Source organism: Trichococcus flocculiformis, from assembly GCF_963662535.1.
Taxonomy (GTDB): Bacteria; Bacillota; Bacilli; order Lactobacillales; family Aerococcaceae; genus Trichococcus; species Trichococcus flocculiformis.
In genome coordinates this window covers 1720403-1745269 of record NZ_OY759718.1, presented here as the reverse complement: position 1 = coordinate 1745269, position 24867 = coordinate 1720403, and the positions used below count along the sequence as shown (strand labels likewise).

At 45.2% G+C, this 24867-nt stretch carries 22 protein-coding genes and 1 riboswitch; of the genes, 3 read left to right on the top strand and 19 right to left on the bottom strand.

Annotated elements, in window-relative coordinates; genetic code table 11:
• Window positions 1-71: 71 nt before the first annotated feature.
• A complete protein-coding gene (gene recU, locus ACKPCD_RS08370) occupies window positions 72-686 on the top strand; it encodes a Holliday junction resolvase RecU (RefSeq protein WP_321432926.1) in 615 nt (204 codons plus the stop codon).
• Window positions 687-703: 17 nt separating this feature from the next.
• Window positions 704-3268, top strand: coding sequence for a PBP1A family penicillin-binding protein (locus tag ACKPCD_RS08365; RefSeq protein ID WP_321432925.1), 2565 nt, complete (start codon window positions 704-706; stop codon window positions 3266-3268).
• 359 nt (window positions 3269-3627) lie between these two features.
• On the opposite strand, the gene nth is transcribed toward ACKPCD_RS08365, so the two are convergent.
• The 18 genes from nth to ACKPCD_RS08275 form a co-directional block, all read right to left on the bottom strand.
• The gene (nth, locus tag ACKPCD_RS08360) at window positions 3628-4275 is read right to left on the bottom strand and encodes an endonuclease III (protein WP_276642106.1); all 648 of its coding nucleotides are present in this window, start codon (window positions 4273-4275) and stop codon (window positions 3628-3630) included.
• Window positions 4276-4287: 12 nt separating this feature from the next.
• A complete protein-coding gene (locus ACKPCD_RS08355) occupies window positions 4288-4995 on the bottom strand; it encodes a DnaD domain protein (RefSeq protein ID WP_321432924.1) in 708 nt (235 codons plus the stop codon).
• Between the two features lie 107 nt (window positions 4996-5102).
• Window positions 5103-6386, bottom strand: coding sequence for an asparagine--tRNA ligase (gene asnS / locus ACKPCD_RS08350; protein WP_086988669.1), 1284 nt, complete (start codon window positions 6384-6386; stop codon window positions 5103-5105).
• 43 nt (window positions 6387-6429) lie between these two features.
• Entirely contained in the window at window positions 6430-7620 is a 1191-nt protein-coding gene (locus ACKPCD_RS08345) for a pyridoxal phosphate-dependent aminotransferase (protein ID WP_086988631.1), read from the bottom strand.
• A gap of 15 nt (window positions 7621-7635) precedes the next feature.
• The gene (locus tag ACKPCD_RS08340) at window positions 7636-8112 is read right to left on the bottom strand and encodes a cell wall elongation regulator TseB-like domain-containing protein (protein WP_086988632.1); all 477 of its coding nucleotides are present in this window, start codon (window positions 8110-8112) and stop codon (window positions 7636-7638) included.
• 97 nt (window positions 8113-8209) lie between these two features.
• A complete protein-coding gene (locus tag ACKPCD_RS08335) occupies window positions 8210-10957 on the bottom strand; it encodes an ATP-dependent DNA helicase DinG, 3'-5' exoribonuclease type (RefSeq protein ID WP_321432923.1) in 2748 nt (915 codons plus the stop codon).
• A 275-nt stretch (window positions 10958-11232) separates the two neighbouring features.
• Window positions 11233-11709 (bottom strand): hypothetical protein, encoded by a 477-nt coding sequence (locus tag ACKPCD_RS08330; protein ID WP_086988634.1) that lies wholly within the window; start codon window positions 11707-11709, stop codon window positions 11233-11235.
• A 111-nt stretch (window positions 11710-11820) separates the two neighbouring features.
• On the bottom strand, window positions 11821-13386 hold the full coding sequence (locus ACKPCD_RS08325) for a CCA tRNA nucleotidyltransferase (protein WP_321432922.1): 1566 nt from the start codon (window positions 13384-13386) through the stop codon (window positions 11821-11823).
• Entirely contained in the window at window positions 13383-14171 is a 789-nt protein-coding gene (gene dapB / locus ACKPCD_RS08320) for a 4-hydroxy-tetrahydrodipicolinate reductase (protein ID WP_086988636.1), read from the bottom strand. The genes ACKPCD_RS08325 and dapB overlap by 4 nt, the downstream gene beginning before the upstream one ends.
• Window positions 14172-14234: 63 nt before the next feature.
• The gene (locus ACKPCD_RS08315; protein ID WP_086988637.1) at window positions 14235-14786 is read right to left on the bottom strand and encodes a YpiB family protein; all 552 of its coding nucleotides are present in this window, start codon (window positions 14784-14786) and stop codon (window positions 14235-14237) included.
• A gap of 31 nt (window positions 14787-14817) precedes the next feature.
• The gene (locus ACKPCD_RS08310) at window positions 14818-16101 is read right to left on the bottom strand and encodes a tetratricopeptide repeat protein (RefSeq protein WP_086988638.1); all 1284 of its coding nucleotides are present in this window, start codon (window positions 16099-16101) and stop codon (window positions 14818-14820) included.
• 202 nt (window positions 16102-16303) lie between these two features.
• Complete coding sequence (locus ACKPCD_RS08305) at window positions 16304-16579, bottom strand: non-specific DNA-binding protein Hbs (protein WP_068560639.1); 276 nt, start codon at window positions 16577-16579, stop codon at window positions 16304-16306.
• Window positions 16580-16782: 203 nt separating this feature from the next.
• Window positions 16783-18096, bottom strand: a complete 1314-nt coding sequence (der, locus tag ACKPCD_RS08300) for a ribosome biogenesis GTPase Der (RefSeq protein WP_086988639.1) — start codon at window positions 18094-18096, stop codon at window positions 16783-16785.
• A 177-nt stretch (window positions 18097-18273) separates the two neighbouring features.
• A complete protein-coding gene (gene rpsA / locus ACKPCD_RS08295; RefSeq protein ID WP_321432921.1) occupies window positions 18274-19545 on the bottom strand; it encodes a 30S ribosomal protein S1 in 1272 nt (423 codons plus the stop codon).
• Between the two features lie 157 nt (window positions 19546-19702).
• Window positions 19703-20386, bottom strand: a complete 684-nt coding sequence (cmk, locus tag ACKPCD_RS08290) for a (d)CMP kinase (protein ID WP_276647634.1) — start codon at window positions 20384-20386, stop codon at window positions 19703-19705.
• A 73-nt stretch (window positions 20387-20459) separates the two neighbouring features.
• Entirely contained in the window at window positions 20460-21050 is a 591-nt protein-coding gene (locus tag ACKPCD_RS08285; RefSeq protein ID WP_086988641.1) for a LysM peptidoglycan-binding domain-containing protein, read from the bottom strand.
• 65 nt (window positions 21051-21115) lie between these two features.
• The gene (locus ACKPCD_RS08280) at window positions 21116-22555 is read right to left on the bottom strand and encodes a RecQ family ATP-dependent DNA helicase (RefSeq protein WP_321432920.1); all 1440 of its coding nucleotides are present in this window, start codon (window positions 22553-22555) and stop codon (window positions 21116-21118) included.
• Window positions 22548-23618 (bottom strand): YpbB family protein, encoded by a 1071-nt coding sequence (locus ACKPCD_RS08275; RefSeq protein WP_321432919.1) that lies wholly within the window; start codon window positions 23616-23618, stop codon window positions 22548-22550. Before ACKPCD_RS08275 ends, ACKPCD_RS08280 begins: the two co-directional genes overlap by 8 nt.
• Before the next feature lie 37 nt (window positions 23619-23655).
• Between ACKPCD_RS08275 and ACKPCD_RS08270 the strand changes: the two genes are divergently transcribed.
• Complete coding sequence (locus ACKPCD_RS08270) at window positions 23656-23892, top strand: ferredoxin (protein ID WP_086988644.1); 237 nt, start codon at window positions 23656-23658, stop codon at window positions 23890-23892.
• A gap of 113 nt (window positions 23893-24005) precedes the next feature.
• Here ACKPCD_RS08270 and ACKPCD_RS08265 read toward each other — a convergent pair whose 3' ends face one another.
• Window positions 24006-24578 carry an ECF transporter S component gene (locus tag ACKPCD_RS08265; RefSeq protein ID WP_321432918.1) on the bottom strand — a complete coding sequence of 191 codons (573 nt, stop codon included), beginning with the start codon at window positions 24576-24578 and terminating at the stop codon, window positions 24006-24008.
• A 123-nt stretch (window positions 24579-24701) separates the two neighbouring features.
• Window positions 24702-24829, bottom strand: a riboswitch (FMN riboswitch).
• Window positions 24830-24867: the final 38 nt, after the last annotated feature.

Sequence of the window (24867 nt, the reverse complement as noted above, 5' to 3'; positions counted from 1 at the left end):
ATTTTTAACGCTTTCTTAGATTTCTTTCACCGTGTGTTTTTGGTATAATCATTCAATGGGGGTGATTGCCAGTGGCCGTAAATTATCCGAACGGCAAAAAGTTCCATGCCGAGTCGCGGTTACCGAAAACTGCAAAGAAAAAAGAATTCATATACAGCAACCGGGGTATGACGCTTGAAGAAGAAATCAACAGCAGCAATGAGCATTACCTTTCATCAGGAAAAGCTGTCATCCATAAAAAACCGACGCCTATCCAAGTCGTAAAAGTGGATTACCCCAAAAGAAGTGCCGCCGTCATCAAAGAAGCCTACTATCGTCAGTCCTCCACTACCGACTATAACGGTGTTTACAAAGGGCTATATCTGGACTTTGAGGCTAAAGAAACAAAAAGCAAGACAGCCATACCCTTGAGCAACTTCCACGAGCATCAAATCGTCCATATGAAAAGGTGTATCCAACAGCAAGGAATCACGTTCGTACTGATCCGGTTTTCTGTCTTCAACCGTGTCTTCTTACTGAACAGTTCCTATTTGATTGACTTTTGGGAGAATACATTGAATAATGGCCGTAAATCGATCCCTTTGGTATTTATTGAGGAAAACGGGATAGAAGTGGCATACGGCTTCAATCCCCGATTGGATTATCTGGATGCAGTGGACAAAATGCTTGAACGCACTATCAAATAACTTAAGAGGTGAACCACATGCCGAATGAAGGCAATCATACAAGATCACGCGCAAACAACAAACAGAAAAACGGAAAAACAAAAAGCCCTCGCAAAAGTACTGTGAAAGCAACAAAGAAAGCGAAGAAAAACGGGATGCCGCTCTGGAAAAAAATTATCTTCGGTATTTTTGCCCTAGGTATCATCGGACTCGCTTCGGGCGCTGGCCTGTTCTTCTACTACGTCTCTTCCGCCCCCGAACTGACCGAGGAGAAATTGGCCGGACCAGCAGCATCAGTTATCCTGGGTCCCGACGGCGAGGAAATCAAGACGATCGGCGGCAGCGAACAGACCCGCACGGTCGTGACAGCAGAGGAGATTCCGCAAGTTTTGAAGGATGCCATCGTATCGATAGAAGATCAACGCTTCTACGATCATAAGGGTGTCGATCCGATCCGAATCCTCGGTGCGCTGTTCGCGAATCTTCAGCAGGGCGGGATCTCGCAAGGCGGAAGCACCATCACCCAGCAATTGATTAAATTATCCTTTTTTTCAACCAGTTCCGAAGACCAGACACTGGAGCGGAAGGCTCAGGAAGCTTGGATGTCCATGCAGCTGGAACGGGAATATACAAAAGACGAAATTTTGGCGTTCTACATAAACAAAGTCTATATGTCAAACAACGTGTATGGCATGGGCACGGCCGCTGAATACTTTTTCGGCAAATCCATCACCGATGTGACGCTTGCTGAAGCAGCCACTTTGGCGGGCATGCCGCAAGCTCCTTCGCTGTATGACCCAATCAACAATTCAGAGGATACGCAAGCCAGACGCGACCTTGTTCTGGACATGATGGTCGAGAACGAAAAAATCACCGCCGAAGAAAGCGCCGAGGCGAAGACAGTCCAAATTCAGGGCAGCATACTCGATCACTCCGGTGACGTCAATACATCACTGGTGATCGATCCATATATCCAGCTCGTCATCGATGAAGTCAAGGAGAAAACCGGCCTGGATGTCTACGAAGGCGGACTGACAATCACAACCAACCTCGATATGGATGCCCAGCAACGTTTGTACGATATCGTGAACACCTACGATTACATCGAATTCCCGGATGATCTGCTGCAGACCGGCGTTTCAATGGTAGATGTCAACACCGGCGCCATCCAGGCAGTCATCGGCGGACGCAACCAGAATGTGCAGCTAGGGCTCAATCGCGCCTCCACCCTCGAACGCAGTATCGGTTCGACGATGAAACCATTAGCTGTCTACGGACCGGCCATCGAATACCTGGATTACTCTACCGGTACATTGGTCGTTGATGAAGCATATAGTTACTCGGACGGCAGTGAAATCAACAACTACGACAACAAGTACAAAGGTGATCAGACTGTCCGCGAAGCATTGGTTGATTCGCGCAACATCCCAGCACTGAAGACTTTCCAGGAAGTCGGTGCGGATAATGCCTTTTCTTTTCTGCAGAAATTAGGCATTACGATCACGAACGATGGCCAAGAGTATTTGGTCGAATCCAATGCCATCGGTGGTGAAGCGACACCGATTGAGCTTTCCGCGGCTTATGCAGCCTTCGCCAACGGAGGCACATACTACGAGCCTTATACGGTTCAATCCGTAACGACTGCGGAAGGAGAAGAATTCACCTTCGAACCGAACGGAACGGAGGCGATGAAAGAGTCCACAGCCTACATGATCACCGATATGCTGAAGGACGTCATCACTGAAGGGACAGCAAAGAACGCCCAGATATCCGGTTTGCCTCAGGCCGGCAAAACAGGGACAACCAACTACACAGATGAGGAGTTGGCCGCAGTCGGCGGGACAAACGTGCCTTATGCTGCTCCGGATGCTTGGTTTGCCGGCTATTCTACAAGCTACTCCATTTCGGTTTGGGTCGGTTATGACAATTCCAAGGAATACGGAAACTTTTTGGATTACGAGACGCAAAGTCTGACGCGTGATATTTATCGTGAGTTGATGTCCTACGTATCCGAGAACACCGATTATGCCGATTGGACGCTGCCCACATCAGTCAGTCAAGTCTCGATCGAAAAATACACGGATCCGATCATGAAGCCCGGTCCAAATACGCCGAGCAACCTGATTGCCACGGAGCTTTTCGTAAAAGGAACAGAACCTACTGCCATTTCCAAGAAATATGGCGTGACATTGTTGGCGCCATCCGGCTTGAAAGCCAGCTACAATGCAGATAAAGACGAACTGACCATAGAATGGGATAAATACTCAGCCAGCGGCATCGATTCCAATGCACAAGCACAATTCACAGTGACGGCAGGCGGTGCTTCCGAAGCGACAACAGATACCAAAGTCGTCATTGCTAATCCTGATAAAGGCACAATTACGATTTCCCTGATTGTTAAAGTCGGTTCAAGCACCTCACCGGCTTCTTCCATCCAGTTGACCATCGCCGATCCGGCGCAAGAATCATCCGAAGAGGATGACGAAGATGAAGACAAGGCATCAAGCGACTCCTCATCATCTTCATCATCCAGCTCTTCAGCGGAAAACGATCAAGCATCCTCCGATGCACAAGATGACGAAGAAACAAACCAGAATCCATAAGAAAAGCTGAACGGGTTCGTTCAGCCCTGAAAGAAATTTAGGAAATCTGTCCGCCTGAGCATCGAAGAGCGCAATTGCTGAGAGACTTTCTGCGTCAGCAGATTAGTCGAACAGTATGTCTTGGCTCGCAGAGACAAGAGGTTCCTTATTCTTTTTTCCGAAGGGCTAACCCGTGAAGCTGGACATTATTTTAGATGCATGAAACATTTTGCAAACTTGTGAAACACCTACGGTGATGCACTTTTCACTCTGGAAATTTTTATAAATTCATATGTATTTAAAAAAACAGCCAGCTCCCGATTTGATAAAGGAGCTGGCTGTTTTTTTGTTCCGGATGCCGAAAGCTACTCGGATCCGTTTCATTTCAAACCCAAACGCTTCTGCCCTTCCTGGCACATCGAAAGCAGGGGGCAAACTTCACACTTAGGATTTCGGGCTGTGCAATGGTACCTGCCGAAGAAAATCATCTGGTGATGGGCATCAGACCAGCGTTCCTTCGGAATCTTCTTCATCAGTAACTCTTCCACTTCCAAAACCGATGCTTTCTGAGGAGCTATGCGCAGACGTTTCGATATCCGTTCCACATGGGTATCCACCGCGATTGCTGGGATATGGAAACCGACACTCATGACGACATTTGCTGTTTTGCGCCCCACTCCGGGCAACTTGGTCAGTTCCTCAAGCGTGCGCGGCACTTCGCCGCCGAAGTCCTCCAGCAGCATTTTGCAGCATTTTTGGATATTGGCAGCTTTGGTCCGGTATAAACCGATTGTCCTGATTTCTTGCATGATCGACTCGAGCGGGGCCGCAACGAAAGCCTCGGGCGTGGGGAAGCGGTCGAACAGGCTTGGCGTAACTTTGTTGACGGAAACATCTGTTGCCTGGGCGCTGAGGAGTGTCGCAATCAACAGCTGAAACACGTTCCGGTGCAGCAATTCACATTGCGCATTTGGGAACAGCGCCGCCATTTCATCCAGCGCTTCTACCGTCTTTCTTTTCGATAACATATTTCACCCCATCTATGCGTCCGCGTCAGTGTCCAGCCAATTGTACAACGGCACTTCCATCGGTGCATCCGTTCTCGCTTTTTCATCAAACTTATCCTGATTGCTTTGAGGCCGCGTCGATTGCTGTTGGACCAAATCTTTTACGCTTTTGATGTTTTTCTTCTCCCAAGCCAATAGAATGCGGTCGATGTATTTCAGGCTGTAAACGCGATTCAATACCGCTTCTTTTAGAGCTGATTCGATCAATTCGAGCGGATAGTGGTCCATATCGATCCAGCTTGCAATGGTCTGCATCTCGATGGGCGATAAGTTCCGCCCGAATTCCTGCTCGAACATGGTCATGATATTCTTCTCCTGCTGCTGGATGGGCTGCTTTTTCTCGGAACGTTCCATCAATTGAAATAGCCGTTGATAGATCGGATCCAAGGAATAGGAGTCCTCCACTTTGCCGGCGAGATCATTTTTCGTCTCCATCAAAATCATTTGCTTCTGCATCAGATTATGCAGCAAGGAAAAGACATTCTTTTCGGCAATACCCATATTTTCAGCAATCAACGCCAGATTCGGAAACGGGATGTTCTTATCGATGTAAGCTTTCAGCTGGAGCACAAAAATGAATTCTGTATCGGTAAGCCCGATCCTTTTGTAATTCTGCAGCAAAAAATTTGGAATCAGCGTCTGGCCAGATTCGATCCATTTGGTTAATTCGTTGTATGACATTATATTGATAAACTCCTTCAGAGTAAAAGGAAGCGGAACAAATAGCTGCTATTTGCCCCACTCCCATTCTGTTTTGATTGCATTCAGACTCGTGACATCCCCTGTTATTATGGGTAGATTCTGTTCAGTAGACGAGGGAACGGAATCGACTCACGGATATGTTCGGTTCCGGAGATCCAGGTAACCATTCTTTCGAGTCCCAATCCGAATCCGGAATGCGGTACTGAACCGTATTTGCGCAGATCCAGGTACCATGAATAGTCTTCCTTGCTCAGGCCGAACTTTTCTATCTGTTCGCTTAAGCGCTGATAGTCCACTTCACGTTCGCTGCCGCCGATTATTTCACCGTACCCTTCCGGAGCGATCATATCCGCGCACAGAACGACTTCCGGACGATCCGGATGTTCTTTCATGTAAAAAGGCTTGATTGCTTTCGGGTAATTTAGGATGAATACAGGTCTATCAGACTGATTTGCGATAAAGGTTTCGTGAGGCGAGCCGAAATCGTCACCCCAGACGATATCATCAAATCCGTTTGCGTTCAATAAAGCTACAGCATCGTCGTAGCTGATGCGCTCATAAGGTAATTGTGTATATTTTTTCAGCAATTCTTTGTCGCGCTCCAGCGTATCCAAGTAGATATCACAATTATCCAGCACCGACTGGACCAGATAAGCGACATATTTTTCTTGGACTTCCAGACTTTGGTCCTGATGCATGAAGGCCATTTCCGGCTCCATCATCCAGAATTCGATCAGATGGCGGCGTGTCTTCGATTTTTCGGCCCGGAAAGTCGGCCCGAATGAAAATACTTTTCCGAAGGCCATTGCAGCTGCTTCCATATACAACTGCCCACTCTGGGACAAGTAAGCTTCCTCATCAAAATACTTGGTGTGGAACAGCTCGGTCGTCCCTTCCGGCGCACTGCCGGTCAGAATCGGCGGGTCCACCTTGATGAATCCTTCTTGATTAAAGAATTCATAAGTTGCGCGGATGATTTCATTACGGATCTTCATGATGGCGTGCTGTCTGGATGAACGCAGCCATAGATGACGATGGTCCATCAGGAAATCTGTTCCGTGCTCTTTAGGCGTGATCGGATAGTCTTGGCTTTCTCCCAGCACTTCGATGCCGGTTACGAGCAATTCGTATCCAAGCTTCGAGCGGGTATCTTCCTGGATAATGCCTTTGACGATCAAAGAAGTTTCTTGCGTCAGTGATTTTGCTACGTCGAACAATTCTTGGCCGACATCGTTTTTCAAAACGATGCCTTGGAAATAATGGGAGCCGTCACGAAGTTGCAGGAAAGCGATTTTCCCGCTGCTTCTTTTGTTGGTTACCCAAGCACCGATGGAAATCTCTTGCCCTACATATGCTTTCGCTTGGTCCATTGTGATAAGTGTCAATATGGTCTACTCCTTTTCCCAAAAAAGGTTACTTTTTATGGGTTTCGATAAATTTTTTGATGCGATCTACTGCTTCTGCAAGTAGTTCTTCCCTGACAGTGTAACTTATTCTGGCGTAATCAGGGTATCCAAAACCATCACCTGAAACCAACGCGACATTTGCTTCCTCGATCAGAGCCAATGTAAAGTCTTTGACTTCTTTAAACCCGCACATTTCGGCGGCTTCCTTCACGTTCGGGAACAGGTAAAAAGCTCCTTGAGGTTTGGTTACCTTAAACCCAGGGATGCTCGCTACGAGCGGATAGAAGAAGTTCAGGCGTGCTTCGAACGCTGCGCGCATTTCCTCTACAAAGTCTTGCGGTCCGGTTAATGCAGCCAACGCGCCATATTGGCTCGGTCCGGCAGGATTGCTTGTCGAATGACTGGATAGCTCAATCATTTTACTGATGATTTCCGCATTTCCGATTGCATATCCGATTCTCCAGCCCGTCATGGCGTAGGTTTTGGATATACCGTTGATGATGATGGTCTGGTTCTTGATTTCTTCTGAAAGTGAAGCGATTGAGATGGCGTTGTTCCCGTTATAAGTCAGTCGGTAGTATATTTCATCGGCAATGATCAAGACGTCGTGTTCAACCGCCCACTCGCCGATCGCCTTCAATTCTTCAGGCGTGTAGATCATACCGGTCGGGTTCGACGGCGAATTTAAAAGCAAAGCAACCGTTTTTTCGGTGCGATGTTTTTCCAGATCTTCCACAGTGAGTTTAAAGCCTTTTTCAGGTGCTGTTTCGACAAGAACGTTGACGCCGCCAGCCAGTTTGATCTGTTCGGTATAACTTACCCAGTATGGCGCAGGAACGATGACTTCATCTCCGGGATTAAGAATGACTTGGAATAAAGCAAACAAAGCATTTTTGGCCCCTTCAGTCACGATGACCTGATTGACGGCGTAAGTGACTCCGTCATATTTCTGATGATAATCCACAATCGCTTGACGCAATGGCAGGATACCGGCAGTCGGGGTGTAGTGGTTTGCTTTGTTTGATTGGATTGCTTCTACTGCGGCATTCAGAATGGAAGCGTGCGTATCGAAGTCTGGTTCTCCTACTGTCAAGTTAAGGATATCCTTTCCTTGCGCTTTCATGACGTTGACTTTAGCTGACGTCGCCAATGTAGGGGATTCGCTTATTTTATTCATTCTTTCAGAAATTTTTACCATCTCAATCACTCCAATTTATATGTTTTCTATATCTTTGAGCCATTTACCAGAAATAGCGGATATCAAATAGTACCCAATCGTATCATTTGCATTTTTGTAGGTGACTTCCCAAACCGGTTCTTCGTTCTCTATCCCCAGTCTTGCCTCCAGAATCCGTTCAGGCTTCTTATCCGCCTGAGTGATTGATTTAGCTTCACTTTCGGTGACGACTTCCGCAGTGTTCAGGACAGTGGTTTCACCGCCGTCTTTCTTAATGATGACATATAATTCTTCATTGTTGCCATCGATGCCAGCCAGTGTAAAATACGTCTCTGATCCATTGTACCAATAAAAATCTTGGACTTTTTGGATGTTGGCGTTCTCCTCGGCAATGGCGGTTGCTTCTTTCTGCGCCTGCAGCATCGGTTGCTGGCTTCGGTAAAATATCGTGTAGGAACTGACGATCATCAGGAAAAGAATCACAATCGCCCCAACAATGATATTCTTCTTCACATCTTCCACTTCCTTATCTTTGTTTGAAACCTTATTGCAATCTCACCTAATTATTAATGATACCTTAAACTGCAAGCTGAGGGAATATCCCACCGCATTATTTTTTCAGAAATTCCTGAATTTCCGTCTTTATTTCATCATGATCGGCTACTTTGATCCCTACGCCCTCCGGAAGCATTAGTTGCATACGTTTGGAATAATTACTTTTGATCAATCTGTCGTCCAGGCAAATGACGACACCTCTGGCATTCCTGGAGCGCACGAGTCTGCCGATACCCTGTTTCAGACGGATCATCGCTCGCGGCAGAAATTCTTCATAGAACGCCTTCTTTCCTTGATCCTGATGGTAGGCTTGAAACGCAACATTTTCAGGGCGATGCGGGGGATCGAACGGCAGTCTGGTGATCACCAGAATTTCGACTGCCTGATCTGAAAAATCTATGCCTTCCCAGTACGAAGCCGAGCCCAGCAAGATTGCCGCATCGGCTGACATGAATCGATTGTGCATCCTTCTTCGGCTACCGGAAAATCCTTGAGCCAGTATTTCCGTCCCAGCAAATTCAGCAGATACAACATTTTTGAGTTGGTTATGGACCTCTTCGAGCAAGCGGTTGGATGTAAACAGAACTAAAGCTTTGCGCTGTTGCGGGAGTACGATTTCCCGCAACGTTAAAACAATCTGGCTGGCTGCTCGTTTATCATCCAAGCACGTAATGGCTGTAATGTCATCCGGAAGGAAAATCCGCAACCGCTCACTTAAGTTATAGGGTGAATCAAAATGCCCTTCCTGCAATTCAGCTTCACCGATTTTGTTCTTGAAATAATCAAGCGATTTATCCACTTTAAGTGTCGAACTTAAATATACTGTCCTTTTGAATCGGTCCTTGATTTTAGAATGGATTTCTCCGGAATAATCAATCTGGTTTGTTTCGATTTCCAGTGAAAGCAGATCCTTATCCCAAGCAAAGTGCAGCACATGATACGTACCTGCGCGCTCTTGGAAAAAATATTGCAGATTGACCTGTACCGTGTCCAAGTCATCCAGCAACGCCTTTGCGCGCGGCCACATGACCGGATCATTCCTCAAGCAGGATTTGTCCAGGCAACGCATCGCAGCTAGTCTGGCCTCCAGTATGTACCGGTGAATTTTCTTGTATATATTCTTCATTCCGTTCTCAAGTTGAAAATTCTCATCAAGATAAACTTCGCCTTTTTCTCCAACCTCGTGGATAAGCGAACGCATCAATACTTCTTCTGAATAGGCACATTCCTGGTACAATTGATCGATCGCGAATTCCAGATTGAACAAATCATAGTCCAAAGAATCGCCATTGGCATCCTTTTCTATCGCCTCTCGAAAGTCCCTCAGGAAGTAGCCGAATCGCTTCAAACGGCGTTTCAGAATGGACAAGGCTACCGTTTTTTTGTGCGCATCTTGGTAGACGCGCGGAAACTGATGCGCTTCGTCGAGAACCAAGTCTATAGACTCAGTTTGGTCAAAAATAGCCAAACCATCGATGTGATGACTCAAAAAGGAATGGTTCGTGACGATCAGACTGGATTGTTCTGCTTTTTTGTTATTGAAGGCGAAGAAATCATCATTGGCCCATTTCCCTTTTAAAGGGGCCTCGTGGCTCTCAAATGTCAGTTTTTCCCATAAGAAGTCAAAATTCTGTGCTTGGCTCAATTCGCTGATATCGCCGGATTCCGTTTCGGTCAACCAGACAAAGACACTCATCATGATCAACGATTCTCTTTTGGTGAGAGACCCTAAAGCCAAAGCAGCTAATTTCTCCAGATGGATGATATTCGTCTTACCCTTCAATGAGCTGACCTGCAACTCGAAGGGCAGCATTTTGCGCAAACGGGTTATTTCGTCATCCATGATCTGTTCTTGCAAAAGCAACGTCGAGGTACTGATGAGCACTTTGTTTTTTGGTGTAGCCTGATAAGCTGCAGGCAATAGATAGGCCAAGGTTTTTCCGATGCCAGGCGCAGCTTCGATCGCCAGATTTAGGGCTGTTTCTGCCTGGTGGAAGCTAAAAAGTGATTGCATCATCTCTAGCTGCTCCGCACGAATTTCCAGCCCTTGATTTTCCATCAACCTTACGGCCACTTTAGAGAAGTCAGTCACTTCTTTTTCTCTGTAAGCAGTCTGTTCCGAGAGTATTTCCTTTTCCTTTAACGCTAATCCATTTTTGACGTAGATTTGCTGCGGGAGCGGAGAGCGTATCTCTTTGGCGGTCTCATAACTTTCATGGAAAAAGGAGTCGTTGTCCACCTGACAATGCGCTGACAAAAAATTTAATTTTTCCAGTGTGACCAACGGTAAGTTATTGGCTTTTTTTTTCAATTGTAAAAAGAGTTCCGCAGTGGCGTGAGCATCGCTTGCGGCATCGTGGGCATTATCATGCGTCAGAACGAAGTAGTTCGATAAGTCTCCTAACCGATAGCTGGACAAGGTTGGATAAAGGATCTTCGTCAACTCTACTGTATCCATTGCGGGCAGCGAGAGCGGCGGCATTCCGACTTCCCGAAGAGAACTGTCCAAAAAATGGTAATCAAAATGTACGTTATGCGCCACAAAGATGCAACCCTCCAACGTGTTGTAGATGAAGTCACATACATCTTCAAAATAAGGGGCCTCTTTTACATCCTTATTCTTGATTCCGGTCAACTTCTCAATGATATCCGGTATTTTCCTGCCGGGATTGATGGTTATATTGATTTCCTGAATTATTTCGTCGGCCTGAAGCAAGGTGCATCCGAATTGAATGATCCGATCCCCTCGTTTGAAGCTGGATCCCGTTGTCTCAAGATCGACAATGGCATAGGTTTTCTTCATAAAAATAATCTCCTAAATAAACAGAAGCTTCTCCTGTTCCGGTATTTCTTTCTGCAAGACTTTCCCTGATAATATCTCTTGATAAAAACACGAGCCTTTCCGATCGAGTCGTGCTTTGTATGCAGCTTAACCCATTATATCCTATGTCGCGGGTAATGTTACCGCATAAACGACAATTATCGGATTTTTTTGATGGCCTGCCAGGGCAGATTAGCTGTCAGATATCAAAAAAAGGACCCTTGCTTTGCCGGCAAGGACCCATTTTGTTGGATGCATTAAACGATGTCAGGATAAATGTCTTTCACATTTTTTTCCGGATCGATTACGATATATAATTTGTTTTCGGATGAAACGAATGAAGATTGGTATTCATTGTCGAATCCGTCAGTGTCCAATGCTTTGTAAGGGAAATAGATGCGGTCGACTTCAACGATGACGTCGGATTTTGGGTGATCCTCATCTTGGTACAGGATATCCATTTTTTCGATGTCTTGATGGCTAGCAACGCGATCGAACATGCCTTGCTCAAGTCCGCCCAGATTGATGTCACTTGTGTTGACGTGATCTGCTTCTTGGTGGATTTCGATACGCAAAGATTCGCAAGGATGGATTTCTTGGAAATCACTGTTTCCGATTCGACCGTAGCTCGTTGTGACTTGCTTGATCCATAAATCTCCGATATATTCACGCTTGATTGTCCATGTTTCGCCGTTTCTGAAAATAAATCTCAAACCTGTCATTACTTTTTTCATCGAAATCACTCCTGATATATTTACTTTTTGAATATATAACTATTTTATCATATTTTTTATAAAGTAGGTACAAATACCTTTCTAATGACGGAAAAAAAGTAAGTCGAGCTGCTAAAGGCTCTCCATGAATTCATTCGCGTTGACGACGGCCCTCGTGTGCTTCGCTGATGCAATTTCTTGGCCTTGTGAACGGGCTGCGCATTCGAAAAAATATTTATTTCCTCTATGTTCCGTCACTCTGACCGTCACTGTTATCTCTGCATTGACTGGAGAGGCTTTTTTATGATGCAGATCACAGTGTATCCCTACTGTGGTATCCCCTTCTGCGAGGTGCTCCTTCACGATCCCCATACAAGCATTTTCGATCATGGCCAATAATGCCGGTGTAGCCAAAACAGGCAACGTACCCGAACCGACTTCAATCGCTAAATCTTTTTTCCCGACGGTATAGTCAACTTCGAATGTCTCATCCAAATAAATCATCCTTCTTTTTGTAATGAAGTCCCTTAGTGCGAATGGGGTATTCTCCAGTCTATTGGCCAAGACCAGCGTTTTCAATTCTTCGAATATTTCACCGACGAAAGGACCGCCACGTTGGATACCCAATAATGAAAGCAACTCTTTTCCGTCCAGTGCCAAGTCTTTCAGCGTATGGATCGGCATGGAAACATTCAATTCGATCAGATTTTCACTTTGGTTCGGCAAGCCGAACCCCTCGATAATGGCTTCTATCTCCAGGGCGATTTCGATCCCTGTTTCGAACAGAAGTGGATAGTCCCAAAATTGTTGCAGCCGTTTTTTCAACGCCTGCACACCAACACGAATGTCCATGATTTCCTTACGGGAACACTTCCATTGGCGTAAAAAGGGCTCGATCACTTCATCCTTGAGATCAAGAAAATGGATCAATACAGTCCAAGCAATCGTTGTACCTTTGAATTGCAGCGGAAACAAGGCCAGGTCGATCAATGCTTTTTCCCTATTTTGTAAGCCCGGACACATCTGGAATAGACGCGTTTCCACAAAAAACTTGATCCCACCTTTGCGGTTCCTTCCGATCAGGAGTTTGTTCCACTCTTCACGCACACGCTCCACCGCGATTTTTGAAAGCAGCGGGTGGTACTCGACAATGGCTTCCTTCGTCGCCTGTTCGATTTCAAAATCCAACTGGCTGACAAATCTGGCTGCGCGCATCATGCGCAAGGCATCCTCTCTGAAGCGTTCTTCCGGATTGCCGACTGCCCTGATTAATTTGTTGGCCAAGTCCTCCTGCCCACTGAAGAAGTCTTTAATATTTCCGTGCCGATCGATCGCTATGGCATTGATCGTAAAGTCGCGCCTTTTCAAGTCGTCCTGCAGGCTGCGCACATACTCGACTTTTTCCGGTCTGCGGAATTTTTCATACTTCGATTCTGTCCGGAAAGTTGTTATTTCGTAAGTCTCCCGCTCATGTAAAACCAACACCGTTCCATGTTGGATGCCTACATCAAAAGTGATCGGAAAAATACGCTGAATTTCTTCAGGCATTGCGCTTGAGGCGATGTCGACATCCGAAATATCCAGGTGCAGCAGCGCGTCACGTACACTTCCTCCAACAAAGTAGGCTTCATATCCAGCCCGTTCAATGGCTTCAATGATCGGTATCGCTTTTTGAAATTCCGGTGCTTCTATAATCATAGGAAGTTTTCCAATCCGTAGATCAGGCGATCGATTTCCATTACTTTTCTGCAGGATAGCGCAACACCGTTCATGAAGGAGTCGCGGTCATAAGAATCATGACGGATGATCAAACCTTCTCCGGCACTGCCGAATTGCACTTGCTGATGCGCGACTAAGCCCGGCAAACGGACGCTGTGGATTTTCATGCCATGGTAATCAGCCCCTCTTGCACCTTCAATCAATTCTTTTTCTTCTGGATGACCTTGTGGATGGTCGCCTCTCACTGCGTAGATCAATTCGGCTGTTTTGATGGCTGTGCCGCTTGGCGCATCCAATTTGTTCTCGTGATGCAATTCCATGATTTCCACATCCGGGAAATACTTTGCTGCTTTTGCTGCGAATTCCATCATCAAAACAGCGCCGATCGCAAAATTCGGGGCAATCAAGCCGCCCAGACCCACTTCTTTAGAGTAGTTGGTCAATTCTTCTAGTTGTTCCGTGGAAAAGCCGGTAGTACCGATTACGGGGCGCATACCGTTTTCAAGTGCGAAACGTGTGTTGTCATAGGCTGCATCCGGTCTGGAAAAGTCAATCCATACATCAGCTTCAACTTCCTTTACCAGGGTCGCTTTGTCCCGGAATACTCTCACAGGATTACCGGCATATTGCGGCAATTCATCCAGTTGCTTTTCTGTTGCGAAAGGATCATATACAGCGACCAAAGTAAAGTCTTCCTGGCGCAGGACCATATTTGTGCAGGCGGTCCCCATCTTGCCTTTAAATCCCGAAACTACAATTTTCATTCTACACGTTCCCTTCCGTTTAACGCTGCCGGCACAATTATGCCGCGCCATATCCGCGTTTTATCAGATCATATTTTTTTCTTCCAAGTCTTTCAATTCTTTCGTGAACTTCCTGAAGCTGTTTTCATCGTATTGGATAAGCGCGATATCGATCTGCTTTTTCAGATAATGGATGCGATCCTTCACCGCCAATTTTTCCAGGGATTTGTCTACGATTTCTTCCAGATCCTTATCAAAAATTTCGGATTCTTGGAGATATGGATTGTCCTCCAAAACCCCAAAAAATGAGAGCACCTGGTAAGACTGATCAAAGAACAACTCCAGATAAAAGTCCTCTTTCCAATTCAAGCGCAAGTCATGGAATGCCTGTTCGGGATCTTCGAATGTCTTTCCGTCCTTATAGTACATGAAGGCCTCTTTCGGATTTCCGACTACCGCAAACCCCATTCCTCTGTTCGTTGTATGAACTTCCTCAATCAGATGGATATTCTTCAATAAAATCTCATGATTGAGCAGATAATTGAGTATCCAAAGAGACTCTCTGCGCTTCAATTGATAATTCTGAATAAACCAAGAAATAAAATTTTTTTTCTCCTCCAAAGTAGGATTCATCATTTTAAAACCTCCTATCCGATGGGTTGACGACTTATTGATCGAAATGATGCAGTTCATCATGGAGTTGAAGCAACTCCATATTAGTAGGGTAAAGCGCCAAACCTTGGTGAATGACTTCACTCAACTTATCCCGGTTTCCTTCTTCTCTCAGGAACGCTGCATACCCCAGCAAAAACGCCTCATTATCAGCAAAATGCGGATAAGCCGCTTCATATTCTTTGTTTGCCGAAGCGTAGTCCTCCAAGGCATTGTGGCTCGCTGCAAGCAACCAATTGTATTGCGGATCGTTGTCTTCCTGTTCTGCACGGTCAGCAATGTACGTTATCAATTCTTCGAACCTTTCTTGCTTCAGCAACAAGTTGCAAAAGGCCAAATGGATACTGGAAAGGTCCGGCTCAAGCGCTGCCGCTTCCAGCAAATTACGTTCCGCATCTTGCTCCCTGTTCAATTTCAATTGCAACTTGGCCGCTGTCGTGAAAAATTCATGCTGATAAGGGTTCATCCTGATGGCTTGTTCCACCACAGCAAGCGCTTCTTCCAACTCCAATTCGGCCTCAAGCGCATTTGCCAAGTACAAATACGCACTCAGGTAAGCATTATCCGTTTCGAGCAATTTATTAAAAATGCTGATGGCACGCGCGTATTCCTTGAGTTGGAAATAAGTGAAGCCGAGTTGGAAATAGCTGTCCGGAAAATGTTCATCAGCCGGTATGCGCTCCAGGTACTGGAGCGCCGTTTCGAATTCGCCGATAGCATTGTGACAATCGCCCAGGAAAAAATGCAACTGCGTTGCGGATGCGATTTCCCCGTTCCCGAATGCAAGCTCCTCATAAATCGGAATCGCCTTCTTGTACTCCCCGATTGAGTGGTAAAGCTGTGCCAGTGCATAATCCAATATCGGTTCATCCGGCAACAACGCCATCGCTTCAAATATTTTCTTTTCGCTGACTTCATACAAGCCCTGTACTTGGTAAGCATCAGCCATCGTCAACAAAGCCTGCGGGTACACATCACTTTCTTTATCGATCGTGAGCAGAATATCCAAAGCTTTGTCGTAGTCATCCTCATCGATGGCGATCTCTGCTAAAGCGATATTCCACTCTTGTATTTGCGGTGCTAGGTAATTCAATGCGCCATATGCCTCTTTTGCTTCACTCAAGAAGCCTAAGGCGTGCATCGTTTCTGCCAATTCGGCTAAATCAGCGCTGTTGTTCTCCAGGACGGATTGTTCAACTGATTGTTTGAACAGTTGGACAGCCGCCTCCAATTCATTCTGTTGAATGGCTTCTATCATTGCCTGTGCTTCTTTATTCATTCGTCAACTGCTCCTTCAATACGCTCTTCTTGCTAGTGCTCTTCTTTTACATTTTATCATAAAGTTCGACATCTGTATCTATTTGTTCCTCGGACCTTTCTCTGTCCAACACAGCGAACACCCTGCCCAGATTACTATCATCATTTTCCGCCAAAAAAAATAAAGCTGAGGCCCCATAAGGCCCCAACTTCATTTTCACGAATTATTTAACTGCATCTTTCAATGCTTTACCTGGTTTGAATGCAGGAATTTTGCTTGCTTCGATTTGGATTTCTTCCCCAGTTTGAGGATTACGTCCTTTACGAGCTGCACGATCACGAACTTCAAAATTACCAAAACCGATAACTTGAACTTTTTCACCATCTTTTAATGCTTCTTGAATCACTTCAAATAATGCATCAACGCTTGCTGTAACATCCTTTTTAGTCAAGTTTGTTTTTCCAGCAACTCTTTCGATTAACTCAGCTTTGTTTGCCATGTTGTCCTTTCACCTCCTTTAAAGAAGAAGAATACATGCTTTCTTTGATAACACAACAAAACATGGGAAAACTATTTTTGAGTGGTCCAAAAATAGTTCTGAAATACCGCAGTCAAATTGAAAAGATATTTCTAATAAAGAATAGCACACAAACCGTGCTACTGCAACGATTATAGTGGATTTAATGCCTTTGTGAAGGTAATTTATTTTTTTTGTCTAGCTATCAAGTGAAATGGTGTTCCTTCAAAATCGAACGAATCACGGATTCTGTTCTCAAGGAAACGCTCATATGAGAAGTGCAGTAATTCTGGATCGTTGACAAAAACAACAAATGTCGGCGGTTTTACAGCTACCTGCGTCATATAGTATATTTTCAGACGACGACCTTTGTCAGTCGGCGTTGGATTGTGTGCGACAGCATCCATCAGGACATCATTCAACAAGGATGAAGAAATACGGCGATTTTGATTTTCGCTGATTTCCTTGATTTTAGCAGGGATAGTAGATAATCTTTGTTTCGTCACAGCGGAAACATACATGATCGGTGCATAAGAGAGGTACTGGAATTCCTTACGGATTTTTTCCTCGAACTCCTTCATTGTATGATTATCTTTTTCTAAAGTATCCCATTTATTAACCAGTATGATGATTCCTTTGCCTGCTTCATGTGCATACCCGGCAACTTTTTTGTCTTGTTCCTGGATACCCTCTTCCGCATTCAGTACGACCATGACGATATCCGAACGCTCGATGGCACGGATTGCACGCATGACGCTGTATTTTTCTGTGGATTCATAGACTTTGCCTTTTTTCCGGATTCCGGCTGTATCGATCATCCGGAATTTCGTGCCTTCTTCATCAACGAACATCGTATCGATAGCGTCACGGGTTGTACCGGCAATATTAGAAACGATTACGCGCTCTTCCCCCAAAATGGCATTCACTAAAGATGATTTGCCGACATTCGGACGGCCGATGAAGCTGAAGTTGATGATATCTTCTTCTTCCGCATTCTCGTCTTCGGATGGAAAATTCGCTACAACCGAATCAAGTAGATCTCCAAGACCTAAGCCATGGCTTCCTGAAACAGGATAGGGTTCGCCCAATCCCAAACTGTAAAAATCGAATATCTCGGCGCGCATTTCCGGATTGTCCACTTTATTTACCGCCAATATGACAGGTTTATCGGATTGGTAAAGGATTCTTGCGACGTTCTCATCTGCATCCGTCACACCTTCTCTGACGCTTGTCAAAAAGATGATGACATCCGCTTCCTCAATTGCTACTTGCGCTTGCAATTTGATTTGGCTCATAAAAGGTTCATCAGTGATATCGATTCCGCCTGTATCGATGATGTTGAATGTCTTGCCAAGCCACTCTCCTTTTGCATAAATTCTGTCGCGCGTAACACCAGAGACATCATCTACGATGGATATTCTCTCTCCTGCCAGTCTGTTGAATATTGTTGATTTTCCTACGTTTGGTCTGCCTACTATGGCTACTACTGGATTTGGCATCTAACCTCCGCCTTTCTTTTCCTCTACATCACAAAACTTTTTGGGTATTTGCTCACTGTATCTGGTCTTATCAATGTTTTCATCCATGTCATTTATAACATACATCCATCAATAATAACAACAAAAAAAGGGCATGGATGGAATTCCATGCCCTCACATGTTCACTTTCCTTGCTGATTAGGCTTCAGAATCGTCTTTCAAACCCGAAAGTTTGTCGCCTAATAAATCTGCTAATGTGAAGTTTCCGTCTGAATCATCAGCTACGTATTCTTCAACTTTTTTATCTTTTTTATCTTTTTTCTCTTTTCTTTCATCATCTGCTGTTGATTCATTAGCAGCTTTTTCTTCCAAAGCTTTGATGCTTAGAGACAGACGTTGCTCGTCTTCTTTTGCATCCAATACTTTAACTTGAATTTCCTGGCCTTCTTGAAGCACTTCATGCGGAGTCGCAATGTGTTGGTGTGAAATTTGGGAAATATGCACCAAACCTTCAACGCCCGGGAAAACTTCCACAAATGCCCCAAAGCTTGTCAAGCGTTTGACAACACCAGTCAATACAGCACCGATCGGAGCTTTTTCAGCTATCGCATCCCAAGGACCAGCTAACGTGTCTTTGATGCTTAACGATACACGGCCATTTTCTTTGTCGATTGATAAGATTTTGACTTTGACCGATTGCCCGATCGCCAAAACATCTCCAGGATTCTTCACGTGCTCGTGAGCAATTTGAGAGATGTGGACCAAACCATCCACGCCACCAAGATCAACGAATGCACCAAAGTTGGTCAGACGAGCGACTGTCCCTTCGACAATGTCTCCGGCTACCAATTCATCCATCAGTTTACCTTTATTAGCTTCTTTTTCGGTTTCTACAACCGCTTTATGTGATAAAATCAAGCGGTTTTCGCTAGGTTCAAGTTCAACAATTTTGAATGTCATTACTTTACCTTTATATGAACTGAAATCTTCAACAAAATGATCTTCAACCATTGACGCCGGAACAAAACCTCTAACGCCGACATCAACAACCAATCCGCCCTTAACGACGTCTTTGACTGGCGCTTCGATGATTTCGTTGTTTTCAAATTTATCTTGGATATCTTTCCAAACGATTTTAGCATCAATGCGACGCTTCGAAAGCAAGAAACTTCCGTTTTCTTTGTCTTTGATTTGTTTGATGACAACCAGGTCCACAACGTCACCTACGTTTAGGATTTCTGTAACTTCATCGAATGGTTTTGCGGATAATTCGTTGTAAGGAATAACTCCTTCAACTCCGCCCCCGATGATTCCTACGATGGCTTGTCTATCTTGGATGCTTAAAACTTCTCCCTTGACAGTATCACCCACTTCAATGGATAATGCTTCATCCAACACATCTTGCATAGTCTGTTCAACGTTGTTGGACTCTTCTTCATTTAACTCTGGGTTTTCAATGTAATCTGACATGTAACTATTCCTCCTAAAAGTCTGCGGCAACCGATTGGCTAGGTTCCTTAACTCCCTCGCCTTCCGGCTTAGGAACTAATCCTTGACTCCATATTTTTGAAAGCGTAATACTGCATATAATCATTCTAACATTTTTGCTTAAAATCGTCTAGTATTGTTAATCCAATGTTTGTAAGGGGTTTAGACTCACTTCGATAATGCCGAGAATCTGCTTAACGACTTCGTCGATTTCCAAATGTGTAGAGTCCAGAACGATGGCATCTTCCGCCTTTTTCAATGGTGAAACCGACCTTGTGCTATCCAAATGATCGCGGCGCTTCATGTCTTCCGTCAGTTCTTCCAAGGAAGTGGTCATACCCTTCGCTATGTTTTCTTTATAGCGTCGCAGCGCTCTTTCCTCTGCAGTTGCTGTCATGAAAATCTTGACTTCCGCATCAGGCAATACGACGGTACCTATGTCCCTGCCGTCCATTACGACCCCGCCGGAGCGTGCGATACTCTTTTGGCGAGCAACCATCTCTTCACGCACTTTCGCAAACGAGGAAACCAAGGAGACGTTTTGGGTCACTTCCTCCGATCTGATCGAATCGGTCACGTCCTCATCATTCAAAAACACGCGTTGCATTTCGTTTTCGGCAGTCAAAAAAGTTATCCTGATCCCTTTCAATAACGTATGCAATGCCTCTTCATCCTGGAGATCGACTTCGTTGGATAAAGCTGCATAAGTCAACGTTCGATACATCGCACCTGTGTCCAGATAGATGTATCCCAATTGTTCCGCAACTTTCTTCGCGATGGTACTTTTACCGGCCGATGCGGGACCATCTATGGCAATATTCATTTTTTTCACATTAAACCTCCGACTTTGTTCTATCTGATTTCATTGAAAAAGCCGCCTTATCAGACGGCTTCCATTATTTAACGTTCAATACCATACCGATTTGCGCTTCTGTGCTGCTCAAACCGTTAGCCTGCATCAACTCATCCAATGTCATATTATGGTTCACAGCAATCCGATAAAGGTTATCGCCTGCTTTGATGGTGTAGGAATTATTGTACGCTCCGTTTGTTGTTGCGGGTTCTTCGACTGTTTCAACAGGCGTTTCGACCACTGGGGGTACAGTGCTGGAACTTGGCGTTTCCACAATCGTTGATTCCGGTTCTGCTTCGCTCTCAGCGACTTCACTGGATGCTTCGGGCTCTTCAGAAGATACTTCTTCGCTGCTCTCGACACTGGAACTGGCTACTCTTTTGTTGATCATCACTTGTTCAGCGCTCTTGGGTACGGGAGTATTTTGATTCTGGTTATTATAATAGATGGTTGCAAAAGGAATAATCAGAATAGCCAAAAAGAGAAACAGCAATACTTTTAATAGAGGTGCTACTTCTTTATTTTTTGTATTTCTGGCCGAACGCGAATACTGCCGGCTCTTCAGATTTTCATCTTCGCCGAATTTACGTGACCAAGGCTCTCCATTATTGCGATTGCGATTCTTTTTATCCATTCGGGTTCCTCCTATAAGTGATTCATGCTAATTGTAGCACATTTCCGTAATTTTGGGGTTAAATTTTATAAAAGAAAAAGGTCAGAAACGATTTTTTCCCAGTGTGGGACTGCCTTCGTTGGAAACGCATTCCCAAACCTTATGGTACCCACTAAAGGCGGTTCCTCTATGCCACAGTTGTCACAGCAGTGGCTAGGTTTGACCAGACTGCTTTTCCCGAAATAAGCGGAGATGTACGCACGTCTGCAATTATCGGTCTCGGCGAACCCCTTCATGCGCTTCAACAAATTTTGCTTTAATTCTCGCCGGGCCGCTATAAATTGCTTCGCTTCCTCCTTCGTGAGCTGCTGACGCAAGATGTGCTGCAGCAACGTTTGCTCAGTCGGACTGCCATAATCGGGATTGACTGCTTTATTTTTGATTGCACTCTCAATCGTAAAATCGCTAGGAAAATCACCTTGCAACATCTTCAATTTGAAGTTGTAGTCCGTTTCCGAATACAACAGGACAGCCGTACTCTGTTGCCCGTCGCGCCCTGCTCTGCCTATCTCCTGCACATATTCTTCCAACGAATTCGGCATGTGGTAATGAATCACATAGCGAATGTTCGCCTTATTGATTCCCATTCCGAAGGCACTTGTGGCGCAAATGAGGTCCAACTCATCCTGAAGGAATTGATGTTGGATGGTGATTCTGTCTTCATTTGTCCGGTCGGCATGATAGGCTTCTACGCGCAAACTTGTTTTTTTTCGGATCATGAAAGCTACCGCATCAGCTTGTGCCTTACTGGAGAAGTAAACAATACCTGGAGATGGGTATCTCTTCAAAAGCTCAAGGAGATGTTCATTTTTCTCTTCTGGAGGCATTGCAGCGACCTTATAATAAATGTTGGCACGGTCTACCGGTCCTTCAAATACGTTCAAAGCGTTCCCATCGATATGCAAAGATCCGATGATGTCACCCATCACGGCTGATGTCGCTGTAGCGGTGAGCGCCAACGTCAATGGATTGCCCAAGGCTTGTCTTGCTGCTCCCAGAAAAAGATAGTCGGAGCGGAAATCCAATCCCCATTGGGAAATACAGTGCGCCTCATCGACCACAAACAAAGCAAGCGGAATCTGTTTGAGTTGGTTCATTACGAATTGGTTCTGAAGCATCTCCGGAGAAAGAAACAAAAACTTGATTTGATCCAGGTTGCTCAGTAATTTTTGCCTTTCTTCGAACTGCAGCATGCTGTTTAATGAGGCCGTCCTTTTTTCACCCATGAATTTCAGCTGGGCGACCTGGTCTTCCATCAAGGACAACAATGGCGAAACGATAACGACCATTCCATCCAAAAGATAGCCGCTCAGCTGGTATATCAACGATTTTCCTGTTCCCGTCGGCAATGTGGCCAACGTATGTTTGCCGGCCAAAACTGATAGAATGGGATCCAATTGGCCCTCTTTGAATGCCGGGTAGCCGAAGTATTTCTGTAGTTCTGATTTCAATTGTGCTTCATCCATATTTAGCCGCAACCTCACTTCTTATTTGTATCAGCCTGGACTCGAAAAAGGTGATTTCGGGAAATACTTTTTGGATTTCCCGGTAGTCAACACGTACCTTGTGTTCCACGAGTTGCTGCAGATACTGCATCTTCTCCTTATCCAAAAATCTTTGTGTAGGGAATTCCGGATAGATCAGGGCGATTTCGGCAAAGTGATCTTGGATCGTGCTCTGTTTCAATCCCCGCATCGAAATGATTTCCGCCATGCCATGCCCGTGCATGAAATATCCCATGGTCGTTTCGGCGCTGGCGGAAGCCAAGCCGTTTTCCTTTATCGTCATCTGCATGACAGAAGCAAGGACAGGAAAATTTTCCGGTTCTTTTTCCAAAGTGCCGTACAACCTCAGCCAATTTTGGTGCAGCAGTATTTTCACTTCGGCTTCCTCGAACGATAACAGTCCAGCCATTTGACCGGTCGTTTTCCTCAAGTGGTCAGCGCCTTCAAATTGCAGCACAAAGAGCCCGGCATCCCTTTCAGGCAGCCGTGACAAATAGCTACGCCATTCTTCCCCATAAGCGCTTGCAAAAGCGGCTTTATCTCCGGCCTGCTGCGTCAACAAGCGCTTCATCCACAGCTGCTCCTTCGCTTCCCGCTCAACGGGATAGTAATGTTTATTTTTGTGCAGCATTTCGGAAAGGACTTGGATCAGAAACAGCATCCGACGACGCAAAACACTCTGAACGAGGGCAAATTCCAGTTGGCTTCCTAAAGAAAAATGCGCGTGACGGCTGAAAAACTCAGCTTTCTTCGCGCTTCCTGCTTCGCTGAGCAGAAAGCCCTCGCCCTCGTTTCCGCTGATCAGTCCATCCGAAACCAAACGCTCGAGACCCTTTTTCAAGGCTGTCGGTTTCATGCCCGGCATGACAGTGAAATAGGCTTCCAGATCATATTGGCGGCACTGGAGCATGGTGGACACGGTCCGTTTGCCGATCAGGGTATAAAAAAGAGTCGCTTCCTTGATGGGGCGCCCGGTTGAAATACAATCCAAAAAAAGATACTCTATGTATGTCAAATCTTTCATATCATCACCACCAAATTTTTGTAAAGAAGGTTACTGTATGTATTATACCAAAGTAAATCAGGATAACTGCATCGCTTGTGGACTTTGCCAAATAATTTCACCGGATCTCTTCGACTACACTTCCGAAGGGATAGCTTTTACGAAAATGGATGCGAATGCGGGAAATGCTCCGATACCTGCCGAACGCTTCGAAGCGTTTCTGGCTGCCTATCGCAAATGCCCAACCGGTGCCATCTTGCGTTCAGAATCACCTTTCCCTGCAACAGAACAGTGATTCTGAACTCTCTTTGCTACAGGGATAATCGAAAAGAGGCTGCACCCGGAATCATCACTGATTCGGATGCAGCCTCTTTTTCTTGGAAAAGCAAAATCATAAACCGCAAATTCTTACTGGGCAAACGGAACTTTATTATGCGCCAACCAAGGTTTCAACTTCGGCATCACCAAAAGGATGACCGCACTTACGACAAGTCCTTTGATGATATTGAACGGCAAAATACCAGCCAATACTAATTCTTTGACGGATCCCGTCTCAAAGTTCAAAAGATACATATATAAAGGAGTGATGATGAACCAATTGGCTATTGATAAGACAACCGTCAACACCAAGGTGCCTGTCAATAGCGCCATAATAACGGCTGTTTTTGTTTTAGCTTTATTCAATAGGTAGTAGACAGGCAAAGTGTAAGAGAGCGTCGCCAACAGACTTGCGAAGTCCCCGATTGGATAGCCCATATCCCCGCCTGTTTGAAGGTAGTGCAAAATAGATCGGATGACAGCGGAGATGATTCCGCCGGCTGGACCGTAAAGGAAAAATGAAAGCAGAATCGGTAAGTCGCTGAAGTCGATCTTCAGATACGAAAATGCTGGAATTACCGGAAAAGCGATGAACATCAGCACAAATGCCAATGCCCCAAATAGTGAAATACCGACCAATCTTTTTGTTTTGTTTTGTTGCATGTTAATGAATCCTCCCTGTTGACTGTCTCAGAGATGGGTTTCTCCAAATAGAAAAGACCCTATTCTTATCATCCTCAAATGGACACATAAAAATAGAGCCTTTGAAATTGCAATTCAAAGAAACCCCATCTTCTCCCATCCAGACTGTACTGTCGGTACTGGAATTACACCAGTTCAGCCCGCAATGTAACACTGCGAGGTCGTGGACTTTCACCACCGGTCGGGAATTTCACCCTGCCCTGAAGACGAATCATATTTATATTTGTTATACATAAACTATAAGCGATGC

What these genes read in the sequence shown, in the direction of transcription:
- ACKPCD_RS08365 (WP_321432925.1), top strand. Translation starts at nt 704, where the DNA reads ATGCCGAATGAAGGCAATCATACAAGATCACGCGCAAACAACAAACAG.
- nth (WP_276642106.1), bottom strand. Translation starts at nt 4,275, where the DNA reads ATGTTATCGAAAAGAAAGACGGTAGAAGCGCTGGATGAAATGGCGGCG.
- ACKPCD_RS08355 (WP_321432924.1), bottom strand. Translation starts at nt 4,995, where the DNA reads ATGTCATACAACGAATTAACCAAATGGATCGAATCTGGCCAGACGCTG.
- asnS (WP_086988669.1), bottom strand. Translation starts at nt 6,386, where the DNA reads ATGGACCAAGCGAAAGCATATGTAGGGCAAGAGATTTCCATCGGTGCT.
- ACKPCD_RS08345 (WP_086988631.1), bottom strand. Translation starts at nt 7,620, where the DNA reads ATGGTAAAAATTTCTGAAAGAATGAATAAAATAAGCGAATCCCCTACA.
- ACKPCD_RS08335 (WP_321432923.1), bottom strand. Translation starts at nt 10,957, where the DNA reads ATGAAGAAAACCTATGCCATTGTCGATCTTGAGACAACGGGATCCAGC.
- ACKPCD_RS08330 (WP_086988634.1), bottom strand. Translation starts at nt 11,709, where the DNA reads ATGAAAAAAGTAATGACAGGTTTGAGATTTATTTTCAGAAACGGCGAA.
- ACKPCD_RS08325 (WP_321432922.1), bottom strand. Translation starts at nt 13,386, where the DNA reads ATGATTATAGAAGCACCGGAATTTCAAAAAGCGATACCGATCATTGAA.
- dapB (WP_086988636.1), bottom strand. Translation starts at nt 14,171, where the DNA reads ATGAAAATTGTAGTTTCGGGATTTAAAGGCAAGATGGGGACCGCCTGC.
- ACKPCD_RS08315 (WP_086988637.1), bottom strand. Translation starts at nt 14,786, where the DNA reads ATGATGAATCCTACTTTGGAGGAGAAAAAAAATTTTATTTCTTGGTTT.
- ACKPCD_RS08310 (WP_086988638.1), bottom strand. Translation starts at nt 16,101, where the DNA reads ATGAATAAAGAAGCACAGGCAATGATAGAAGCCATTCAACAGAATGAA.
- ACKPCD_RS08305 (WP_068560639.1), bottom strand. Translation starts at nt 16,579, where the DNA reads ATGGCAAACAAAGCTGAGTTAATCGAAAGAGTTGCTGGAAAAACAAAC.
- der (WP_086988639.1), bottom strand. Translation starts at nt 18,096, where the DNA reads ATGCCAAATCCAGTAGTAGCCATAGTAGGCAGACCAAACGTAGGAAAA.
- rpsA (WP_321432921.1), bottom strand. Translation starts at nt 19,545, where the DNA reads ATGTCAGATTACATTGAAAACCCAGAGTTAAATGAAGAAGAGTCCAAC.
- cmk (WP_276647634.1), bottom strand. Translation starts at nt 20,386, where the DNA reads ATGAATATTGCCATAGATGGTCCCGCATCGGCCGGTAAAAGTACCATC.
- ACKPCD_RS08285 (WP_086988641.1), bottom strand. Translation starts at nt 21,050, where the DNA reads ATGGATAAAAAGAATCGCAATCGCAATAATGGAGAGCCTTGGTCACGT.
- ACKPCD_RS08280 (WP_321432920.1), bottom strand. Translation starts at nt 22,555, where the DNA reads ATGGATGAAGCACAATTGAAATCAGAACTACAGAAATACTTCGGCTAC.
- ACKPCD_RS08275 (WP_321432919.1), bottom strand. Translation starts at nt 23,618, where the DNA reads ATGAAAGATTTGACATACATAGAGTATCTTTTTTTGGATTGTATTTCA.
- ACKPCD_RS08270 (WP_086988644.1), top strand. Translation starts at nt 23,656, where the DNA reads ATGTATTATACCAAAGTAAATCAGGATAACTGCATCGCTTGTGGACTT.
- ACKPCD_RS08265 (WP_321432918.1), bottom strand. Translation starts at nt 24,578, where the DNA reads ATGCAACAAAACAAAACAAAAAGATTGGTCGGTATTTCACTATTTGGG.